Below are 18,558 nucleotides of genomic sequence, written 5' to 3'. Positions count from 1 at the left end.
ATAGCCGGTTTTTTCGAAAGTCCCGGGCGAGCAGCATGGAGTCGTGCCAATCACACGACGAGGTCCATGATCATGCGCGCTCTGTTCCCCGATCTGTCACGCCTGCACAAGGTGCTGAGCCTGACTCCGCGAGACGAAGCACAGGCAGGGCGCGTGGAGCGGATTCGCGAACCCGGGGCGGTTATGGAGGCGCCCGTGCACGAGGAGATTCTGCGGGCGCGCACGTTGATGATCAGGATCGAATCGACGGGGGTGAAGTTTCCCGTGCAGATCTATGACGCGCTGGAACAGGCGCGCAAGGCAAGCGAGACGAATGGCTGGACCCTGCAGGTGGATCGCAGCTTCTATAGTGCGCTGAGCCTGCTGGAGTCGATCACGCGCGCGCATGGTGCTGGAGCGGAGCCGCAACCGGGGCTCTCTGAGGCCACGCGCAGCAGTACGGCAGAGCCGGGCTGGACGGTCATCATCAGCAATAGTCAGAAGATGCTCGATGGAAACTGGTGATTCGTCGGTTTCCATCGAGGGGGTGAAAGGGGCAGCATGATGCCGTACGACTCCATCCAGCATGCCATCGACGACGATCGCGCACGCGACCTGTTCACGCTGGATCGTCTCAACGTCATGACCCATTTGCTGGCAGTGGCGGTACTTGCCAGTCTTTACTGGGCGAACACGCCCGATCCGCGGTTATTCGTAGTGTGGGTGGTCTTCTACGCAATCGCGATCTGTGCTGCTGCTTCGTTCTGGCTCTGGCATGGCCACGCTCCCGCGCGGTTGTCGCCTCGTGGCTGGATCGTAGTCCACGCAATCGGCAGCGCGATGCTCGCGGGGGCATCGGGCCTATCCGTTGGCTTTGCGTTCGGTGCGCCGGGTGCTGGGTTTCCGCTGGTGCACACGGTACTGCTGTCCGTGATCGCGATGGTGCTGCTCATGTCGACGGGGTTCGACATGCTCAACTTCCTCAGCGCGATTCCATGGGTGCTATTGCCCACCATGCGCCTGTACCTGCACATTCCGGGTGTCGACTGGGAAACACTCGGGCTCGTGTGCGGCGTCGTCGGCGTACTTGTGGGGCTATACGCGTGGGGCTATCGGAGGATCTATTCGCGCGTCATGAAAGCAAGGGTGGACCAGCAGCATATGGCAACGCTGCTGGCGCAGCAGATGCAGATCGTCGATCAGGTCAGCGCAGCGAGAAGCCAGTCCATCAGCACGGCTTGCCGGGATCTGCGCGAGCCGCTGCACGCCGTAGGACTGCTCGCGGCGACATTGAACGGCGCGCCTGCTACGCCCGCGTTGCGCGCGCATGTGGCCAGACATATTGCGCAGCGCGTCGAAACCGCGAACCGCCTGTTCGATCAACTGCTGGATCTCGCCCAGGTCGAAAGCGCACGTACTTCGGTGGCGCGAGTGCATTTCCGCGTATCCGAACTGTTCGACCAGATCGACCGCGCCTGGCGGCCGCTTGCGGCAGCGAAGGGGCTTTCGCTGCGTATTGCACCGACGAACGTCGTCATCTATCACGATCCTTTGCTGCTCGAACGGATCCTCGACAATCTAGCTTCGAATGCGATTCGTTATACGGACGCGGGCGGCGTGTGGATCGGCTTCAGGCGGGCCGGGCAGCGCGAAGGGGGATACATTGAAGTCCGCGATTCAGGCGCCGGTTTTTCGCCCGGTGAACAGGCGTGCATCCGTAGCGGATTGAATCGTGACGCGAGTGCCGAAGGTGATGCGCTTCTGCACCGGGAACTGGGTCTTGCGACGGTGCGCCGGCTCGTTGGGCTGATGGGTGGCGAACTGAAGATGCGCTCGGCGCCAGGACGCGGAACGACATTTCGCTTCTGGGTGCGCATTGGCGATGCGAGTCAGGCGACCAACGGCGTCGGAAGCGCGCGCCATGTCGTTGTTGCGCGTGCGGCAAGCGTAGGGCGGCGCATTTTGCTGGCCGGCGAAGGCGCCTTCATTCCCGATGACTGCGTGAACCGCCTCGGATGGGTGATGCAGCGTGTGCAGACTGTGGAAGATGCAGTGCGTGTGATCGAGCACGACCCTGCATTCGACGCCGTGCTGTGCGAATACGCTTCAACGATCGCACACGCCGATGTGCGGAATCTGCATGCCATCCGCGACACGCTGATACGACGCAGCGGCCGTTCCGCGGTGGTCGTGCTCGTGACGAATAAAGGTGGGCCGCCTGAGCCCGAGGCCACGGCATTGAAGGATTTCTCTGTATTGCACAAGCCCGTGAGTCCCGTTCGGCTGCTGCGTGCTCTGACCGCCATGCAATCGAACAATCATTGAATGCGCAACCTGATGAGTCGTGGTGATTTCGGAATTGGGAACCGCCCCGATGCAAACGTCTGGGTAGAAAACTTGACTGGGTTCTTTCATCTACACGTAGCCGCACGCTTCGCATCAGCTTTCCTTAAGCATTGCATCCCGTGATGTACGCCTTCTGTCTGCTGACGGCCTCGGTAATGCTGTCGCTATTCATCATGGCCTGTCCGTCGTTTCCGGTTCTTTTGGAAATGGCCCCTTAAAATAAGGTACTTTTGTCGTTATTCATCGTGAGAACAGGGAAAATCAAGTCGGCACGTAGTGCCGTAAATTACCGATGTGTTCCGCACGCCACAGTCAATCATGTCGAATGTAAAGGATCGTTACTCGCGTAACGATGCAACGCCCCCCAGGTTCCCTGTTGTTACCCTTCCATCGCAATCAGCAGCGCGGCTCGCGCGATATCTTCACTCAACTTCTACAACTGATCGCCTACCAACGGCCGGGTGTGGATGTTTTCAAACGGTAACAACCCGACGGGTCGATGGAGAGATGATGCGATTACTTTTTCGGTAACCGATCGCGGACGTTGTACGGGGGGCGTGAAGCAGTCGGTACTTGTTCGATCATTCGAGGCGGGTCAACCGGTCACACGATGAACGTCAATCTGAAACGGCTCTATCACGTATGCAACCCCGAGCGCGCATGTCTCGATGGCAATCTGCCGTCGCTGCAATGGCGCATCCGCTGCATCGATATTCGCGAACGGCAGGGCGCGGCAATGCTCGCGAACGATCGGGCCGCAGGTCTGATTGAATTTCCGTCACTGAACATTCCTGCAGATCTGAACGAAGTCGATGAGCTGACGCGGGCGAGCGCAGCCGTCAGCTGGGTGGCCGTCGTGACGAACGCGCATCTGAGCGATCCGGAGATCGGCCGCATCGTGCGTACGCGGTGTGTCAGCTACATCCGGCTGCCTGCTGCTGCCGAGGCAATCGCGCAGGAACTCGATCGTGCGTACGACATGTCGGCGGGCGAGACGAGCGAATACATGAGCGCGAGCACGGGTTCGCTTGCGATGATCGGTGCTTGCGCAGCGATGGGCGACGTGCGCGCGGCAATACGCAATGCGTCGGAGCATGAACGGCCGGTGACGGTGATCGGCGAATCGGGCAGTGGCAAGGCACTGACTGCATCGTCGATCCATCTGGGTTCGTCGCGCCGCGAAGGACCGTTCGTGTCGATCGATTGCGCGGCTTACGCACCGGAGCGCGTAGAGGCTGAATTGTTCGGGGCATTGGGCGGTGAGGAGAAGAAAGTCGAAGAGGGCAATCAGCGTTCCCGTCTCGAGATGGCGGAAGGCGGCTCACTGTATATCGATGGCATCTGCGAACTGCCGCTGTCCACCCAGCAGCGTCTCGCGGATGTGCTCGACAAAGGCATCCGCAATGTGCGCATCATCTGCTCGACACATATCGACTTGCAGCGCGCGGCAGACGAGCATCGTCTGCATGCGCGTCTTTTCTCGTGGCTGTCGCCCGATACGATCACCATTCCGCCGCTGCGCGAGCGCGGTCCGGATATCCGTCTGCTGGCGGCGCATCTGTTGAAAAGCTTTCGCTCCGATTCGCGTCATGGCGTTCAGGGTTTCTCCGTCTGTGCGTGGGAAGCATTCGACGCGCACATCTGGCCCGGGAACGTGCGAGAGATGATCAATCGCATCCGGCACGCGATCGTTGCGAGCGAAGGTCCATTGATTACGGCCAACGATCTGGGTTTCGACCAGATGGAAAGCATTCCGCTGATGAGAGCGGCCGACGACACCGACGACATCCCGGACTGGCACGCGGTGGAACTGGCCGTCGCGCGAAATCAGGGCAGTCTTGAAGCCGCCGCGCTGGAGCTGGGCATCTCGAAGGTACTGCTGGCGCGGATGCTGGCGTCACCCGTCAGGCGGCCGCTGGATCCCCCCGCAGCGTTACGCGTGGATTCCGCGTAAGCGCGGAAATGGTCGCCGGCTTCCTGTTTGAAGCGCGGCGCTGAATTCGTCTCACGAATGGTTACACAAACCTTTTTTGTGTAGCACCTTGTCACACTTCGGCGCGCTATGCTTGCCGTCAGCGATACAGGCGCGCGCGTTTTAAACACAAACGCTTATCTGCCCCGATTTCTTTCACTGATTTATTTTCGATTTTTTTGCGGATTATTTTTTTCCGTCCATGCAGTTTTTTTGTGTTGCCTGAACCATGACAGAGCCCTATCGCGCCGTTCACCGTTATCCGCGCAACGACCTGGGACGTGACTTCGTCGTTGGCGACCTCCACGGCTGCTTCGCGCAACTGCGCACGGAGCTGGAGGCGCGTCACTTCGATCCGCAACGTGACCGGTTGTTCGCCGTCGGCGATCTCGTCGATCGCGGCCCGCAATCGGATAGCGTGCTGGAGGCCGTGGAGCAATACGGCATCAAGTCGGTGAAAGGCAATCACGAAGACTCGATCGTGCGCTGGCATGCGGGTGAGGAGCAGGCGCTTGCGCTGCTGGGCAACGGCGCGGACTGGCTGCTCGACAGAGCCGAGGACCGGCAATGGGTCGGCGCGATTGCTGCCTACATGGCATCGCTGCCATATCTGATCGAGATCGAAACGGAGCACGGGCTGGTCGGCATCGTCCACGCGGATTCGCCCGTGTCGGACTGGAACCGGCTGGTTGCCGATATCGAAAGAGAACGGGCGGACGGCAAGACGCGCCGCAAGGCCATCTGGTCGCGCACACGCTGGAAGACGTATCAGCCGCATCCCGCGCCGTCGCGCAATACGCTGCGCAGCCTGCTGGACAAGGCGCGCCACAGTGTCCGTGGCGAGACGCACGCGCCGGGACGGATCGACAACGTGACGGCGGTGATCGTCGGCCATACGCCGGTATCCGTCGTCACCGCGAAAGACAACGTGATCAACGTCGACACGGGCGCGGTCTATGGCGGCAAGCTGACAATCATGGATCTCGCCGATCTGCCCAAATGGATCGACATGTCGCCGCGTCATTCGACGGAGGCGGACGTGAATGCCGAGCCGATGTGGCGCGAACCAGCATTGGCGCACAGTCTGGCGGACGCGGAACTGCCCGTGGTCAACGACAGAATCGTGAGCGACAGCTGCGACGATAGCGCCGCCGACCTGCACGACGAACGCGACGAACGCGATGAGCGTGATGTGGCGCTGGCCGAACGGCCTGTCACGGTAGCCCAGCCTGCTGCGCAGGTAGAACCTGCTCGCACCCCGTACGACGACGTGCCGCATATCGCACCCGAAGCGCGACCCAGGCCGGAGCCCTTGTCGAAATTCGTCGCGAACGGCATGCACATCACGGTGCGCATGAGCATGTACAACGTGGTCAGCGAGCGGCAACCTGCCGTCGACACAGTCGCCACGCGCCGGCGATAAACCCATCCAGCGCGCGCTGCTACTCAGCGCGCGGTATCCCTTCCTAGCCGCTTGAGCAGATCGCGCCCGCGCGCGCTGATCTGCAATGCGGCAATGCCGCCGCGCAGCTCGTGCACTTCGACGAGCTCGTAGTGGCGCAATGCAAGTACATCCGGGTCGAGCGATTCGATACGGCGTTCACTGCTATGCAACAGCATGAGCGTCGCGAGTTCGTGAGGGCTCAACATCAGGACACCTCCGTGGACAAGTGAGCGATCAGTCCGGTCATGCTAATGGGATGACGCGACAGTTTGACTACGGGTGTGTTTCATCACGTTACGCGGTTACAGGTCTGACAGTAGCGAAAGGCGGTGGCGAGCGCGGCGCGTGCTGCACAAGGCGCGAAAACATGCCGTGCTGATGCGATGTGCGGCTGTAACAGGCTTACGCGCGGGTAAGCCCGCTACAGCATCTGGAAAGCGCGTGGCAGTGAGGCGTCAACGCGCGTCGTCGGCGGCGACGCGCCATGCGGGCGTTTCGTCATCGGCATGCGAAACGAGCGTTTCAAGCGACAGGCCTTTCGTTTCGATGCCCATCACCCACACGGCCAGCGCGGCCACGCCGAACGACAGCGCGCCGAGCGTGAACACGCCGCCTTGTCCAAAGATTGGCAGCACCACGCCGACCGCGTACGGGCCGATCAGCGAGCCGACGCGGCCAATCGCCGACGCGAAGCCGGAGCCCGTGGCGCGCGCGCCCGTGCCGTAGAGTTCAGGCGTGTACGTGTAGAGTACGGCCCACATGCCGAACAGGAAGAACTGCATCGCGAGGCCCGTGCAGATCAGCAGCGTCACGCTGTCAGCGTGCAAAGCTGTCTGACCGTACGCATACGCCATCACACCGCCGCCGACCAGCGACGCAATGCATGTCGGCTTGCGACCCCAGCGCTCGACGAGCCACGCGGCGCACAGAAAGCCCGGCACGCCACCAAGGGAAATGAGCACGGTATAGAACACCGACTTCGTGACAGCAAAGCCCGCCTGCTGCATCAGGGCGCCGAGCCACGATGTCAGGCCGTAGAAGCCGAGCAGCGCGAAGAACCACAGCGCCCACACCATGATCGTGCGCTGACGATACGCCGTGCTCCAGATTTCACGGAACGCGCCGTGCTTCGACGGCGCGACGGGATCGGCGAGCAGTGACGGCGCGGGCAGCGCACCGAGACCTTTGGACTTCATGACCTTTGCTTCGATCTGGCCGAGCACGGCATCGGCCTGCGCCAGACGTCCGCGATGTTCGAGCCAGCGCGGCGATTCGGGCACGATGCGCCGCACGATCAGCACGAACACGGCTGGAATGGCGAGCAGCGCGAACACGGTGCGCCAGCCGAAATGCGGCAGCACGAAGAACGACACGACACCGGCCGTAATGAAGCCGAGCGGCCAGAAGCCGTCCATCAGCGCGACGAGCCGTCCGCGCGAAGCGGTCGGCACGAATTCGGACAGCAGCGTCTGCGCGATCGGAAACTCCATCCCCATGCCGATGCCGAGCAGCACGCGATAGACGATCAGCGCATCGACGGTTTGCGCCGTCGAGCACAGATACGACGCGACGCCCCACAGCACCATGCTCCACTGAAACACCGGGCGCCTTCCGAAACGATCCGCGAACAGACCCGCGACGGCCGCGCCGACCACCATGCCGAAGAAGCTGGCGCTCGCAACGAGGCCCGCCATTGCGCTCGATAAACCGAACTCCGTCTTGATCGAGCCGAGCACGAAGGTCATCGTGCCGAGATCGACGGAATCGAAGAAGAACGCAATCGCGATGATGAGAAAGATGGTGCGGTGATACCCCGAAAACGGCAGGCGTTCGAGTCGCGCGGCGGCGCTGGGCCGTTTGGCGGATGAAGAAGCGGACGGCGTAGCAGTGGTCGGCATGGCATCCTCAGATGGATGTTGGAAGAGACCGGTTGTGTCCGCGAAGCGTGAGCGCTTCGCGGTCCGGCTCGTTCCAGTAGACGCCGCCATTAATCGGTCACATAGAACAGATTCGGCATTGGGATGGAACGTGTGCGCCATCGACGGATGGCGCACAGCCTCCCTTAATGCGTGTGTGCCGCCATGCTCTGTACCGGTGCGTGCGCAACGTGCTTCGCGCCGCGCGCCGGTGCGCCGTTCGCCACATAGTAGGGCGCGGTGGAGCGCGCGAGCGCCGTGCGTCCGCGAATGCGGTCGGCGATTTTCTCGGCCAGCATGATGGTCGGCGCGTTCAGATTGCCCGTCGTGATGCGCGGCATGATCGATGCATCGACCACGCGCAGTCCTTCGAGACCATGCACGCGGCCTTCGCCATCCACCACAGCCATGTCGTCGTAACCCATCGCACACGAGCACGACGGATGGTAGGCGGTTTCCGCGCGCGCCCGCACGAACGCATCGATCTGCGCATCGCTCTGCAATTCGGCGCCGGGGCTCAGTTCGCGTCCACGGAAACGATCGAGCGCAGGCTGCGCGATGATCTCGCGCGTGATACGGATCGCGTCGCGGAACTCGCGCCAGTCGAGCGCTTCGGCCATGTAGTTGAAGAGAATCGACGGATGCTTGCGCGGGTCGCGCGAACGCAGCTTCACGCGGCCGCGGCTCGGCGAGCGCATCGAGCCGACGTGCGCCTGGAAGCCGTGCATCTTGATCGCATTCGTGCCGTTGTAGTTGATCGCAACGGGCAGGAAGTGATACTGGATGTTCGGCCACGGGTCGTCGTCGCGCGTGCGGATGAAGCCGCCTGCCTCGAAATGATTGCTCGCGCCGATGCCCGTGCCCTTCAGCATCCATTCGAGACCGATGGCAGGCTGATTGCGCAGCAGCAGTGCAGGGTAGAGCGACACGGGCTCCTTGCACTCGTACTGCATGTACATTTCGAGGTGATCCTGCAGGTTCTGTCCGACGCCGGGCAGATCGAGCACCACGGGAATGTCGAGTTCGCGCAGCCATGCGCCGGGGCCGACGCCCGAGCGTTGCAGGATTTGCGGCGACGCGATCGCGCCGCTGCACAGCAGCACTTCGCGGCGCGCATGCACGGTGATGCGCGCGTCGCCGTCCAGATAGACCGCGCCTTGCGCGCGCTTGCCGCTGAAGAGGATGCGATCCGTGGTCGCATGCGTGACGATGGTGAGATTGGGACGCGGTTTCGCCTGATCCAGGTAGCCGCGCGCGGTGCTCGCACGGCGGCCGTTCGCCGTGACCGTGCGGTCCATCGGACCGAAGCCTTCCTGCTGGTAGCCGTTGAGGTCGTCGGTACGCGGATAGCCTGCCTGCACGCCCGCTTCGACCATCGCTTCGAAAAGGGGATTGACGCCGGGCTTGCTGGTCGTCACATGCACGGGGCCGTCGCCGCCGTGATAATCGTTCGCGCCGGCATCGCGCGTTTCGGCTTTGCGGAAATACGGCAGGCAATCCAGATAGGTCCAGTTTTCAAGGCCTTTTCGTTCGGCCCAGCCGTCGTAGTCCAGCGCATTGCCGCGGATATAGCACATGCCATTGATCAGCGACGAACCGCCCAGACCCTTGCCGCGCCCGCATTCCATGCGGCGGTTGTTCATGAAGGGCTCGGGGTCCGTTTCGTAGGCCCAGTTATAGCGGCGACCTTGCAGCGGATACGCGAGCGCGGCAGGCATCTGCGTGCGAAAATCGAAGCGGTAGTCGGGGCCGCCTGCTTCGAGCAGTAGCACGGTTACGTCGCGGTCTTCCGTCAGACGCGTGGCGAGCACGTTTCCCGCCGAACCCGCGCCGATGATGATGTAGTCGTACTCTTTGGCTGCCATGCTGCGCTCCCTCAAAACACGGGCTGGTATTGACCCAGTTCGACCTGGACGGACTTGATGCGCGTGTAGTGCTCGAGTGTGGTGATGCCGTTCTCGCGGCCCACGCCCGACTGCTTGTAGCCGCCCACGGGCATTTCGGCAGGCGACTCGCCCCAGGTGTTGATCCAGCAGATGCCCGCTTCGAGCCGGTGAATCACGCGATGCGCGCGCGACAGGTTCTCCGTCACGACGCCTGCCGCGAGGCCGTAAATCGTGTCGTTCGCGCGCGCGACGACTTCGTCTTCATCGGCGAAACTGAGAATGCTCATCACCGGGCCGAAGATTTCTTCGCGCACGATCTTCATGTCGTCGCGGCAATCGGCGAACACCGTGGGCTGCACGTACTGGCCGCGCGCGTAATCGCCTTCGTTGATGCGCGCGCCGCCATGCACGAGTCGCGCGCCTTGCTGTTTGCCGCTTTCGATGTAGCCAAGCACCTTGTCCAGTTGCGCGGCGCTGGCGAGCGGGCCGAAATTGGTCGACGGATCGGACGGCTTGCCGATACGAATGCGCTTCACGCGCTCGAGCACGCGGTCTTCGAACGCCTTCAACACCGCTTGATGCACGAACACACGCGTGCCGTTCGTGCAGACCTGTCCCGCGCTGAAGAAGTTGGCGGTGACGGCGATATCGGCGGCGCGGTCGAGATCGGCGTCGTCGAATACGATCAGCGGCGACTTGCCGCCGAGTTCCATCGTCACTTCCTTCAGCGACGAACCGCCCGCCATCGACATCACTTTCTTGCCCGTGTCGACACCGCCCGTGAACGAAATCTTCGCAATGCCCGGATGCGCGCTAAGCATTGCGCCAACGCGTCCGTCGCCTTGCACGACGTTGAACACGCCGGGCGGCACGCCTGCTTCGATATAGATTTCCGCGAGTTTCGACGCCGACAGCGGCGTGACTTCGCTCGGCTTGAAGATCATCGCGTTGCCGGTGGCGAGCGCGGGAGCGGACTTCCAGCAAGCGATCTGGATCGGGTAGTTCCATGCGCCGATGCCTGCCGTCACGCCCAGCGGCTCGCGCCGCGTGTAGACGAACGACTCGGCGCGCAGCGGAATCTGCTGGCCTTCGATGGCCGTCGCAAGGCCCGCGTAATACTCGATCACGTCCGCACCCGTGACGATATCGACGGCGCGCGTTTCGGCAATCGGCTTGCCTGTATCGCGCATTTCGAGTTCGGCGAGTTCGTCGTTACGCTCGCGCAGCAGTTCGACCGCGCGGCGCAGGATGCGCGAGCGCTGCATCGCGGTCATCGCGGCCCACGCGCGCTGGCCTTCGCGCGCCGATTGCACGGCACGGTCGATGTCGGCTTCGCTGGCTTGCTGGACGGTGGCGAGCGGCTCGCCCGTGGCGGGATCGAAGGTGTCGAACGTGGCGCCGCTGGTGGCGTCGACGTATTCACCGCCGATGTAGAGACGTTGCAGGCCGTAGGCAGGCATCCGGGTTTCTCCTTGAAATGCGGGTGTGGCGTGTTATGACGCGCTTTGCGCGAGCAACAGGTCGATGTAATCGTTGGCGAGGCGCAGTGCCGCTTTGGTGTCGAATGGATCGCCGGACAGCGCGCCACGCAGCCACAAACCATCGATCATTGCGGCGAGGCCACTCGCGGCCCGCCGCGCCGCAGCACGCGGCAGTTCTTTCGCGAACTCGGCGCACAGATTCGAATAGAGGCGCCGCGTGTTGACGTGCTGCAAACGGCGCAGCGACGGCTCGTGCATGCTCTCGGACCAGAACGCGAGCCACGTTTTCATCACCGGGCCGCTGACCTGCGAGACATCGAAATTCGCCGCGACGATGGCGCGCAAACGCGCGCGCGGCTGGGGTTTCGCTGCAATGCGGCGGCGCGTGGTGGCGGCCCACAGGTCGCGCAGGATATGGCGCATGGTCGCTTCGAGCAGGCCGTCCTTGTCGCCGAAATAGTGGCTGACGATGCCCGTCGAAATGTTCGCGCGCTGCGCCACGGAGGCGAGCGTCGTGCCCGACAGACCGGCCTGGTCGATGGTGAGAAGCGTGGCGTCGATCAGCTGCGCGCGACGCACTTCGCGCATTCCGACTTTGGGCATGGTGGCTCGCAATGCTCCCGAAAGCCGTCACTCTAGTCTTTTTTTATTGAACGATCAATCAACAAAAACCGCTCGAACCGGTCGTGTCGGTTTGGGGAAAACACGTGTCGGTTTTTGAACATTGGGCCACGGGGCAAAGGGACTAACCTCGACTCAGCGCCTTTTTGCGCATTCAGACCAACATGGAGACGAGACGATGAGCAGCAATCGCGGTGTCGTGTATCTGGGACAAGGCAAGGTCGAAGTGCGGCCGATCGATTACCCGAAGATGGTCGATCCGCGCGGACGCGCGATCGGCCACGGCGTGGTGCTGAAAGTGGTGTCGACCAATATCTGCGGCTCGGACCAGCATATGGTGCGCGGCCGCACGACAGCGGAAGTCGGCCTTGTTTTAGGGCACGAAATCACGGGTGAAGTGATCGAAGTGGGCCGCGACGTGGAAACGCTGAAGATCGGCGATCTCGTGTCCGTGCCATTTAACGTCGCATGCGGCCGCTGCCAGACGTGCAAGGAGCAGCATACGGGCGTGTGCCTGAATGTGAATCCTTCGCGCGCGGGCGGCGCTTATGGTTACGTCGATATGGGCGGCTGGATCGGCGGTCAGGCCGAATACGTGATGGTGCCGTATGCCGACTTCAATCTGCTGGCGTTCCCCGACCGCGATCGCGCGATGGAAAAGATTCGCGACCTCACGTGTCTGTCCGACATTCTGCCGACGGGCTATCACGGTGCCGTGATGGCGGGTGTGAAGCCGGGATCGACGGTGTATATCGCAGGCGCTGGCCCTGTCGGCATGGCAGCGGCTGCATCGGCACGGTTGCTCGGCGCGGCGTGCACGATCGTCGGCGACATGAATGAAGAGCGGCTTGCGCACGCGCGCGCGGTCGGCTTCGAGACGGTCAATCTGTCGAAGGACGCAACGCTCGGCGAGCAGATCGCGCAGATTCTCGGCAAGCCCGAAGTGGATTGCGCAGTGGACTGCGTGGGCTTCGAAGCGCACGGCCACGGCAGCAGCGGTTCGCGCGAGGAAGCGCCCGCCACGGTGCTCAATTCGCTGATGGATATCACGAAGGTGGCTGGCGCAATCGGCATTCCTGGTCTTTATGTCACCGACGATCCGGGCGCAGTCGATGCGGCGGCGCGCAAGGGCAGTCTGTCGATTCGTTTCGGCCTTGGCTGGGCGAAGTCGCACTCGCTCCACACGGGGCAAACGCCCGTGATGAAGTACAACCGCAATCTGATGCAGGCGATTTTGTGGGACCGTTTGCCGATCGCGGATATCGTCAACGTGACGGTGATTTCGCTGGATAACGCGCCGGAGGGTTATCGTCAGTTCGACGGCGGCGCGCCGCGCAAATTCGTTCTCGATCCGCATGGATTGCTGAAGGCTGCGTGATGCGAAACGGGTGGTTCGCATCGAGCAGGTAGCAGGTCGAAGTCTCCTCTGTCGCTGTTGTGGACAATGCTGCGTTTCCTCTCGTTAGGAACGCAGCATTTTTTTCATTGGAGTGGGCGTTTAGAAATCGTGCCGAATCGAAAACGTCGCGCCTCGCTCATGCGCGTGATTCAGGTTCAGCAGCGGATTGGCCCTGAAACTCCAGTCGTCGTCGCTGGCAGCGACGGGCGGGACACTCTGTGGGTCGGACGGAAGACCGAAGCCGTATGCGGGTAATGCGGGCGCCTGCCCGACCTGCACACCTTCCAGCGGCGCGAGATACGGATTGCCCGGCGCATGTCCAACCCGATACCGCTGCTTGCCGGGCGTGATCCTGTCGTTATCGGCGCCGGCATAGGCGGAATTACCCAACTGACTGGTGTTCTTCACGACATAACGGTGCACGTGCCGCTGTGGCGCATAAGCCACTGTCGTGATGACGGGATAGGAATAAAAGAGAACAAACGGAGAGTGCCTTTCTGGCGCGATATGCAGATGGTCATTCGCGAACGACATGCCGGCCGACAGAAGCAATAACACACCGGCAATCCATTTCACCGGATTGCGGCGCGTCTTATGCGTTATCCAACCGACGTCAAATCTGATCACACCACCGGCCACCCTGATTGTTAGAAGCCTTATCGATTAAGGCATGAATAAATTATTTTAGTTCTGACGATTGCCCGATATGGTGGGCAGGCAAACATATGGGAAAAACACAGTCGCCTGTAGTCTATTCAACCGTCGGCGCTGGCATATCAGGTATTACACCAGCCTCAGTAATCGGGCCGCCCGTTTCAGGCATGCGGTGCTGCGCGGGCTCCGCGCGGACGGCATGCGCGGTTCGTCGGTGATGGCGGCTGGCGATTGCGATGGAAGGGACGCGTTCATGGGCCTGTGGCTGCGCGTGGGCACGCCCGTAAAGACGCTGGGCTGACGCCGCGCAAGCCCTGTTCCTGCACCCATGCGCGTGCCTGTTGCGCGCGATGGCGCGCTAGATCGGAAACCGCTCGATGGTTTCGCGCACCTGCATCAACACGGACCGAAGCTGCTCCAACGGCACCGAACTCAGACCGAGTCGCAAAGCATGTGGAGCGTGACGGGTCGCCGCGTAGGCCTCGGCTTTCGATACCGCAATGCCGCGCTGCGCCAGCGCAGTGGCGATCGCGTCCATGCGCAGGTCTTCGGGCAGCGGCAACCAGAGAAACATCGACGTGGGATGCGCGACGATCCGCATGCCGTCGAATGCTTCGCGCGCGATCGTCTGCCTGTTGCGCGCCTCGCGTCGCAGCCGCGTTTCGTGACGCGCCACGGTGCCGTTCGTCATCCACCGCGTGGCCATCGCCGTCACGATGCCGGGCAGGCTCCAGTAGCTGGCGCGTATCGCTGCCTTGATGCGTCCCGCGCAGTGATCGGGGACGACGACATAGCCGAAGCGCAAACCGCTCGCGAGGCTCTTGGACAGACTGGAGACGTGGATCGTGCGCTCGGGCGCGAGCGCGGCCAGTGCGGGCGGCGCTTTCGGATCGAGGTACGCATACGCCGCATCTTCGATCAGCAGGCAGTCGTAACGGCGCGCGATGTCGACGAGACGCCCGCGTTGTCGATTCGTCAACACCCAGCCGAGCGGATTGTGCAGCGTCGGCATCGTATAGATCGCGCGAACCGGGTGGCGGCGGCACAGCGCGTCGAGCGCGTCCAGGTCCGGGCCGTTGTCGAGGCATGGCACGGGACGCAGCGTCAGTCGCTGCAAGCTGGCCAGCATCCTGAAACCGGGGTACGTCAAGGCATCGACGGCGACGGCGTCATGCGGAGCCAGCAACGCGCGCGTGGCGATGTCGAGTCCTTGCTGTGCGCCGCTGACGAGAAACACGCGATCGGCCTCCGCCTGTATGCCGCGCTGCTTCGCGAGGAAGGCGGCCACGATGCGCCGTTCGTGCAGCCGGCCGCCGGGCGGCTGCTGGTGCATCAGCGCGGCGAGATCGCCCGATGCCGCCAGCTCGCGCAGCATCGAACGCAACAGGTCCGCCTGCCCGGGCCACGTGGGATGGTTGAAGGACAGATCGACGGCACTGGCGCTCAGCCTCGCCTCGTCGCCGCTGTCCCACTCGCGCTGCTGCGGGCGGTCGCGCACGAAGGTGCCGCGTCCCGTCTCGCCGATCACGAGGCCCATCGACTTGAGTTGCGCGTAGACCTTGCTGGCGGACGCGATCGCCACACCATGACGTGCGGCGAGCTGCCGATGCGTGGGCAACGCCGTGCCCGGCGCCAGCTTGCCGCTGCGGATCCCGGCGGCAAGGGTTTCGGCGATTGCGGCGACGGGAGAGCGGGGCATCGACTGTACCTGGGACAATTTTTTGATCGTCCTAGTGTACGGGACTACGCTGCGGTCATTCACCAGAGCGAGACACCGGTATGACCGACAAAGTGCCGCGGCATTTACCCGTATTGGACTATCTGCAACGTCAACTCGATGGCCGGCTGACGACGGCAGACGTCACGCATATGCGCTATCCGACCGCCATTTCGAAGCTGTTGGGTTTTCGTATCGTCGAGATCGGGGCGGCTCGGGCGGTGCTGGAATTCGACGCCGATGCCGCGATGCACGGCAACCAGCAAGGCACCGTGCACGGCGGGATGCTATGCGAGCTAGGCGACGCCGCCATCGGCACCGCGCATTCGACGCTGATGGAGCCCGGTGAGAGCTTCACCAGTATCGATCTGAAGGCGACGTTCCTGCGTCCCGTGTGGCAGGCGAGACTGCGCGCGCACGCGTGGCCCACGCATCGCGGACGCACGCTCAGCCATTACCAGTGCGATATCCAGCGCGAAGACGGCAAGCTGGTCGCAAGCGTCACCAGCGCGGTGATGACGCTGCGAGGCGAAACGGCAGAAGGGCGTTGAATCAGTCAGCTGCGGGTTCAGGGGACGCTTAGCCGCACGCGCCGATTTCCCCGCACGCGGTGCAGAAATCGCAGCCGTCCTTGCGTATCACCGCGTTTGCGCCGCAATTGCCGCATTTTCGGCCATGCATGGTGCGCAATTCCTGCGCGCCGTGCTGTTCCGACCCGCTGTCTTCGATAGCCGAGAGCGCATGGTCTGCCGTCGATGCATTGGGATTGGTCAGACCGCGCGGTAGCCGTGCCAGCAGACGCGACGGCACCTGGTTGCCTTCCGCGTCGAGAAAGCCGCGCCGATGCAGTATCTGCTGCAGCGCATAAGCGAGCGCGGCGACTTCCGAATCGTGCCAGCGCGGCGAATGATGACCGTCCATGCGCTGCACTTCGCCGAGCCTGACCTGTCCGCGATCCCACGACACCTTGCGCAGATCCTGCAGATTGCGCGCGACGAAACCACCGCGCGCCGCAAGCGACAGCGAACGCATCGTCGCGGTGATCCATTGCTGCGATTCGTCGCGCTGGCCGGCGGGAATGAAGAACTCGATCGGCCGCTCGATCGTCACCTCCTCGCCGCCGACGCGTCCCGTCACCTCGATGAACGATACGGCCAGATACAGCGACTTCTTTCCCGCAGCCGTCAAATACTCGACCTTCTCGATGATCGCGGGCAGTTCGCCTTTCGGGCGATGATCGATTGCAATGCGCAGCGGGTCGAGATCGGCTTCCGTGAGCGCGTCGTCGGGCGTGGCGGCGGGCTCCGGGCTCACGCTGAGCACGGCGCCGAGCGTGTCGTTCGGCCGGTAGGTGGCAAGCCCTTTGAGGCCGCCTTTCCATGCATCGAAATAGAGGCTTTCGAAGGCATCGAACGGATAGTCGGCGGGCACATTGACGGTCTTCGAAATCGACGTGTCGATATACGGCTGCACGGCCGCCATCATGTCCAGATGATCGCGCGCGGACATTTCGAGCGCGCTGACGAAATAATCGGGCAGATGACTGACATCGCCACCCAGCTCCCGATACAGCCGGTACGCATGATCTTCGACGGCGAACTGTTCGCGGCTGCCGTCCGCCATGACCTTCATGCGCGTGTAGGTCCACGAGAACGCGGGTTCGATGCCGTTCGACGCGTTGTCCGCGAAGGCCAGACTGACGGTGCCGGTCGGCGCGATGGAGAGCAGGTGACTATTGCGGATGCCATGCGTGCGAATGGCGTCCTTGATGTCATCGGGAAGACGCGACGCGAACGTGCCTTCTTCCAGATAATGCTTCGCGTTGAAGAGCGTGAACGCGCCGCGTTCGCGCGCGAGTTCGACGGATGCGCGATACGCTTCGTCGCGCATCAGGCGCGCGATGCGCACGGCAAAGTCGCGGCCTTCCTGCGAGTTGTAGCGCAGGCCCATCATCACGAGGGTATCGCCGAGCCCGGTGAAGCCGACGCCGATACGGCGCTTCGCGCGCGATTCGTCGTATTGCTGCGGCAGCGGCCAGAGCGTGACGTCGAGCACGTCGTCGAGAAAGCGCACGTGGGTGCGCGTGCGTTGCGCGAGCGCGTCCCAGTCGAACGACGGCGTGCTGCCGTGACGTTGCGCGAATGGATCGATCACGAAGCGCGTCAGGTTCAGCGGGCCGAGATTGCAGCAGCCGTAGGGCGGCAGCGGCTGCTCGCCGCAGGGATTGGTGGCGCGTATCGTTTCGACGGCGCGCAGATTGTTGTCGTCGTTCATGCGCGAGATGAACACGACACCCGGTTCCGCGATGTCATAGGTCGAACGCATGATGCGATCGAAGATTTCCTTTGCGCGCCGTTCGCTGTAGATCCACATGCCGTCTTCGCGCTGGTGCATGTCGTTGGCTGCGCGCATGGCTGGCGTCGGTTCCGCGCGATGCACGAGTTGCCACATGTCGTCGTTTTCGACGGCGCGCATGAACTCGTCGGTGACGGCCACCGACACGTTGAAGTTATTCCATCGGCCTTTCGAATGTTTGGCCTCGATGAATTCGAGCAGGTCGGGGTGCGTGCAGTCGAGCACGGCCATCTGCGCGCCGCGCCGCGAACCGGCGCTTTCGACGGTGCGGCATGACGCATCGAACACGTCGATATAGCTGCAGGGTCCCGAAGCCGACGAACTGGTGGTTTTCACTCGCGCGCCGCGCGGGCGGATGGCCGAAAAGTTGTAACCGACCCCGCCGCCGCGGCGCATGGTTTCAGCCGATTGCAGCAGCGCGACGTAGATGCCGGGCAGGCCTTGTTCATCGACATCCTGGATGCTGTCGCCGACGGGTTGCACGAAACAGTTGATCAGGGTTGCGGCGATGCCTGCGCCGGCAGCGCTCATGATTCGGCCGGCGCCGAGTGCGCCGTTTTGCAGGTTTTCGGTGAAGCGGGCTTCGATGGCTGTTCGTAGCGCTTCTGGCTCTGCCATGGCGACGCCTCGGGCTACGCGGCGGTAGACGTCGTCGGCAGTGACTTCGTCGCCTTTGGCGTATTTTTCCAGTAGCACGTCGAGGGAGAATTGTTGCGGTGCGATCGGTCTTTTTTGCTGGAGGTCGTTGTCGGTGTCAGCCATTTGAGGTCTCGGGGCGAGGGCGCGGT

General features: G+C 62.7%; 15 protein-coding genes. 7 read left to right on the top strand and 8 right to left on the bottom strand.

Annotated elements, in window-relative coordinates; translation table 11 throughout:
• Positions 1-72: 72 nt before the first annotated feature.
• From G3O01_RS23875 to G3O01_RS23860, 4 genes are all read left to right on the top strand, one after another.
• Complete coding sequence (locus G3O01_RS23875; RefSeq protein WP_205808383.1) at positions 73-504, top strand: hypothetical protein; 432 nt, start codon at positions 73-75, stop codon at positions 502-504.
• Between the two features lie 36 nt (positions 505-540).
• Complete coding sequence (locus G3O01_RS23870; protein WP_205808381.1) at positions 541-2,304, top strand: hybrid sensor histidine kinase/response regulator; 1,764 nt, start codon at positions 541-543, stop codon at positions 2,302-2,304.
• Between the two features lie 631 nt (positions 2,305-2,935).
• Positions 2,936-4,279: a sigma 54-interacting transcriptional regulator gene (locus tag G3O01_RS23865; RefSeq protein WP_205808379.1), complete on the top strand. Its 1,344-nt coding sequence runs from the start codon at positions 2,936-2,938 to the stop codon at positions 4,277-4,279.
• Positions 4,280-4,526: 247 nt separating this feature from the next.
• Positions 4,527-5,720, top strand: a complete 1,194-nt coding sequence (locus tag G3O01_RS23860; protein ID WP_205808377.1) for a metallophosphoesterase — start codon at positions 4,527-4,529, stop codon at positions 5,718-5,720.
• A 23-nt stretch (positions 5,721-5,743) separates the two neighbouring features.
• Here G3O01_RS23860 and G3O01_RS23855 read toward each other — a convergent pair whose 3' ends face one another.
• The 5 genes from G3O01_RS23855 to betI all read right to left on the bottom strand — a co-directional run bounded on the left by G3O01_RS23855 (position 5,744) and on the right by betI (position 11,627).
• On the bottom strand, positions 5,744-5,947 hold the full coding sequence (locus tag G3O01_RS23855; RefSeq protein ID WP_205808374.1) for a hypothetical protein: 204 nt from the start codon (positions 5,945-5,947) through the stop codon (positions 5,744-5,746).
• A gap of 249 nt (positions 5,948-6,196) precedes the next feature.
• Positions 6,197-7,639, bottom strand: coding sequence for an MFS transporter (locus tag G3O01_RS23850; RefSeq protein ID WP_205808372.1), 1,443 nt, complete (start codon positions 7,637-7,639; stop codon positions 6,197-6,199).
• 164 nt (positions 7,640-7,803) lie between these two features.
• Positions 7,804-9,522, bottom strand: a complete 1,719-nt coding sequence (gene betA, locus G3O01_RS23845) for a choline dehydrogenase (RefSeq protein WP_205808370.1) — start codon at positions 9,520-9,522, stop codon at positions 7,804-7,806.
• Between the two features lie 11 nt (positions 9,523-9,533).
• Positions 9,534-11,003, bottom strand: a complete 1,470-nt coding sequence (gene betB, locus G3O01_RS23840; RefSeq protein WP_205808360.1) for a betaine-aldehyde dehydrogenase — start codon at positions 11,001-11,003, stop codon at positions 9,534-9,536.
• 33 nt (positions 11,004-11,036) lie between these two features.
• Complete coding sequence (gene betI, locus G3O01_RS23835) at positions 11,037-11,627, bottom strand: transcriptional regulator BetI (RefSeq protein ID WP_205808358.1); 591 nt, start codon at positions 11,625-11,627, stop codon at positions 11,037-11,039.
• A 196-nt stretch (positions 11,628-11,823) separates the two neighbouring features.
• Between betI and fdhA the strand changes: the two genes are divergently transcribed.
• A complete protein-coding gene (gene fdhA, locus G3O01_RS23830; RefSeq protein WP_205808356.1) occupies positions 11,824-13,023 on the top strand; it encodes a formaldehyde dehydrogenase, glutathione-independent in 1,200 nt (399 codons plus the stop codon).
• 120 nt (positions 13,024-13,143) lie between these two features.
• On the opposite strand, the gene G3O01_RS23825 is transcribed toward fdhA, so the two are convergent.
• Entirely contained in the window at positions 13,144-13,602 is a 459-nt protein-coding gene (locus G3O01_RS23825; protein ID WP_346779220.1) for a hypothetical protein, read from the bottom strand.
• A gap of 268 nt (positions 13,603-13,870) precedes the next feature.
• Between G3O01_RS23825 and G3O01_RS45585 the strand changes: the two genes are divergently transcribed.
• On the top strand, positions 13,871-13,999 hold the full coding sequence (locus G3O01_RS45585; protein ID WP_277403051.1) for a hypothetical protein: 129 nt from the start codon (positions 13,871-13,873) through the stop codon (positions 13,997-13,999).
• Between the two features lie 57 nt (positions 14,000-14,056).
• Here G3O01_RS45585 and G3O01_RS23820 read toward each other — a convergent pair whose 3' ends face one another.
• The gene (locus G3O01_RS23820) at positions 14,057-15,397 is read right to left on the bottom strand and encodes a PLP-dependent aminotransferase family protein (protein ID WP_205808350.1); all 1,341 of its coding nucleotides are present in this window, start codon (positions 15,395-15,397) and stop codon (positions 14,057-14,059) included.
• Positions 15,398-15,477: 80 nt separating this feature from the next.
• Here G3O01_RS23820 and G3O01_RS23815 point away from each other — a divergent pair, with 80 nt between their 5' ends.
• The gene (locus G3O01_RS23815) at positions 15,478-15,966 is read left to right on the top strand and encodes a PaaI family thioesterase (RefSeq protein ID WP_205808349.1); all 489 of its coding nucleotides are present in this window, start codon (positions 15,478-15,480) and stop codon (positions 15,964-15,966) included.
• Positions 15,967-15,994: 28 nt separating this feature from the next.
• Here G3O01_RS23815 and G3O01_RS23810 read toward each other — a convergent pair whose 3' ends face one another.
• Positions 15,995-18,532: an adenosylcobalamin-dependent ribonucleoside-diphosphate reductase gene (locus G3O01_RS23810; protein WP_205808348.1), complete on the bottom strand. Its 2,538-nt coding sequence runs from the start codon at positions 18,530-18,532 to the stop codon at positions 15,995-15,997.
• Positions 18,533-18,558: the final 26 nt, after the last annotated feature.

This window comes from Burkholderia sp. Ac-20365, from assembly GCF_017104715.1.
Taxonomy (GTDB): domain Bacteria; phylum Pseudomonadota; class Gammaproteobacteria; order Burkholderiales; family Burkholderiaceae; genus Paraburkholderia.
This window is presented reverse-complemented; position numbering and strand designations above follow the sequence as displayed.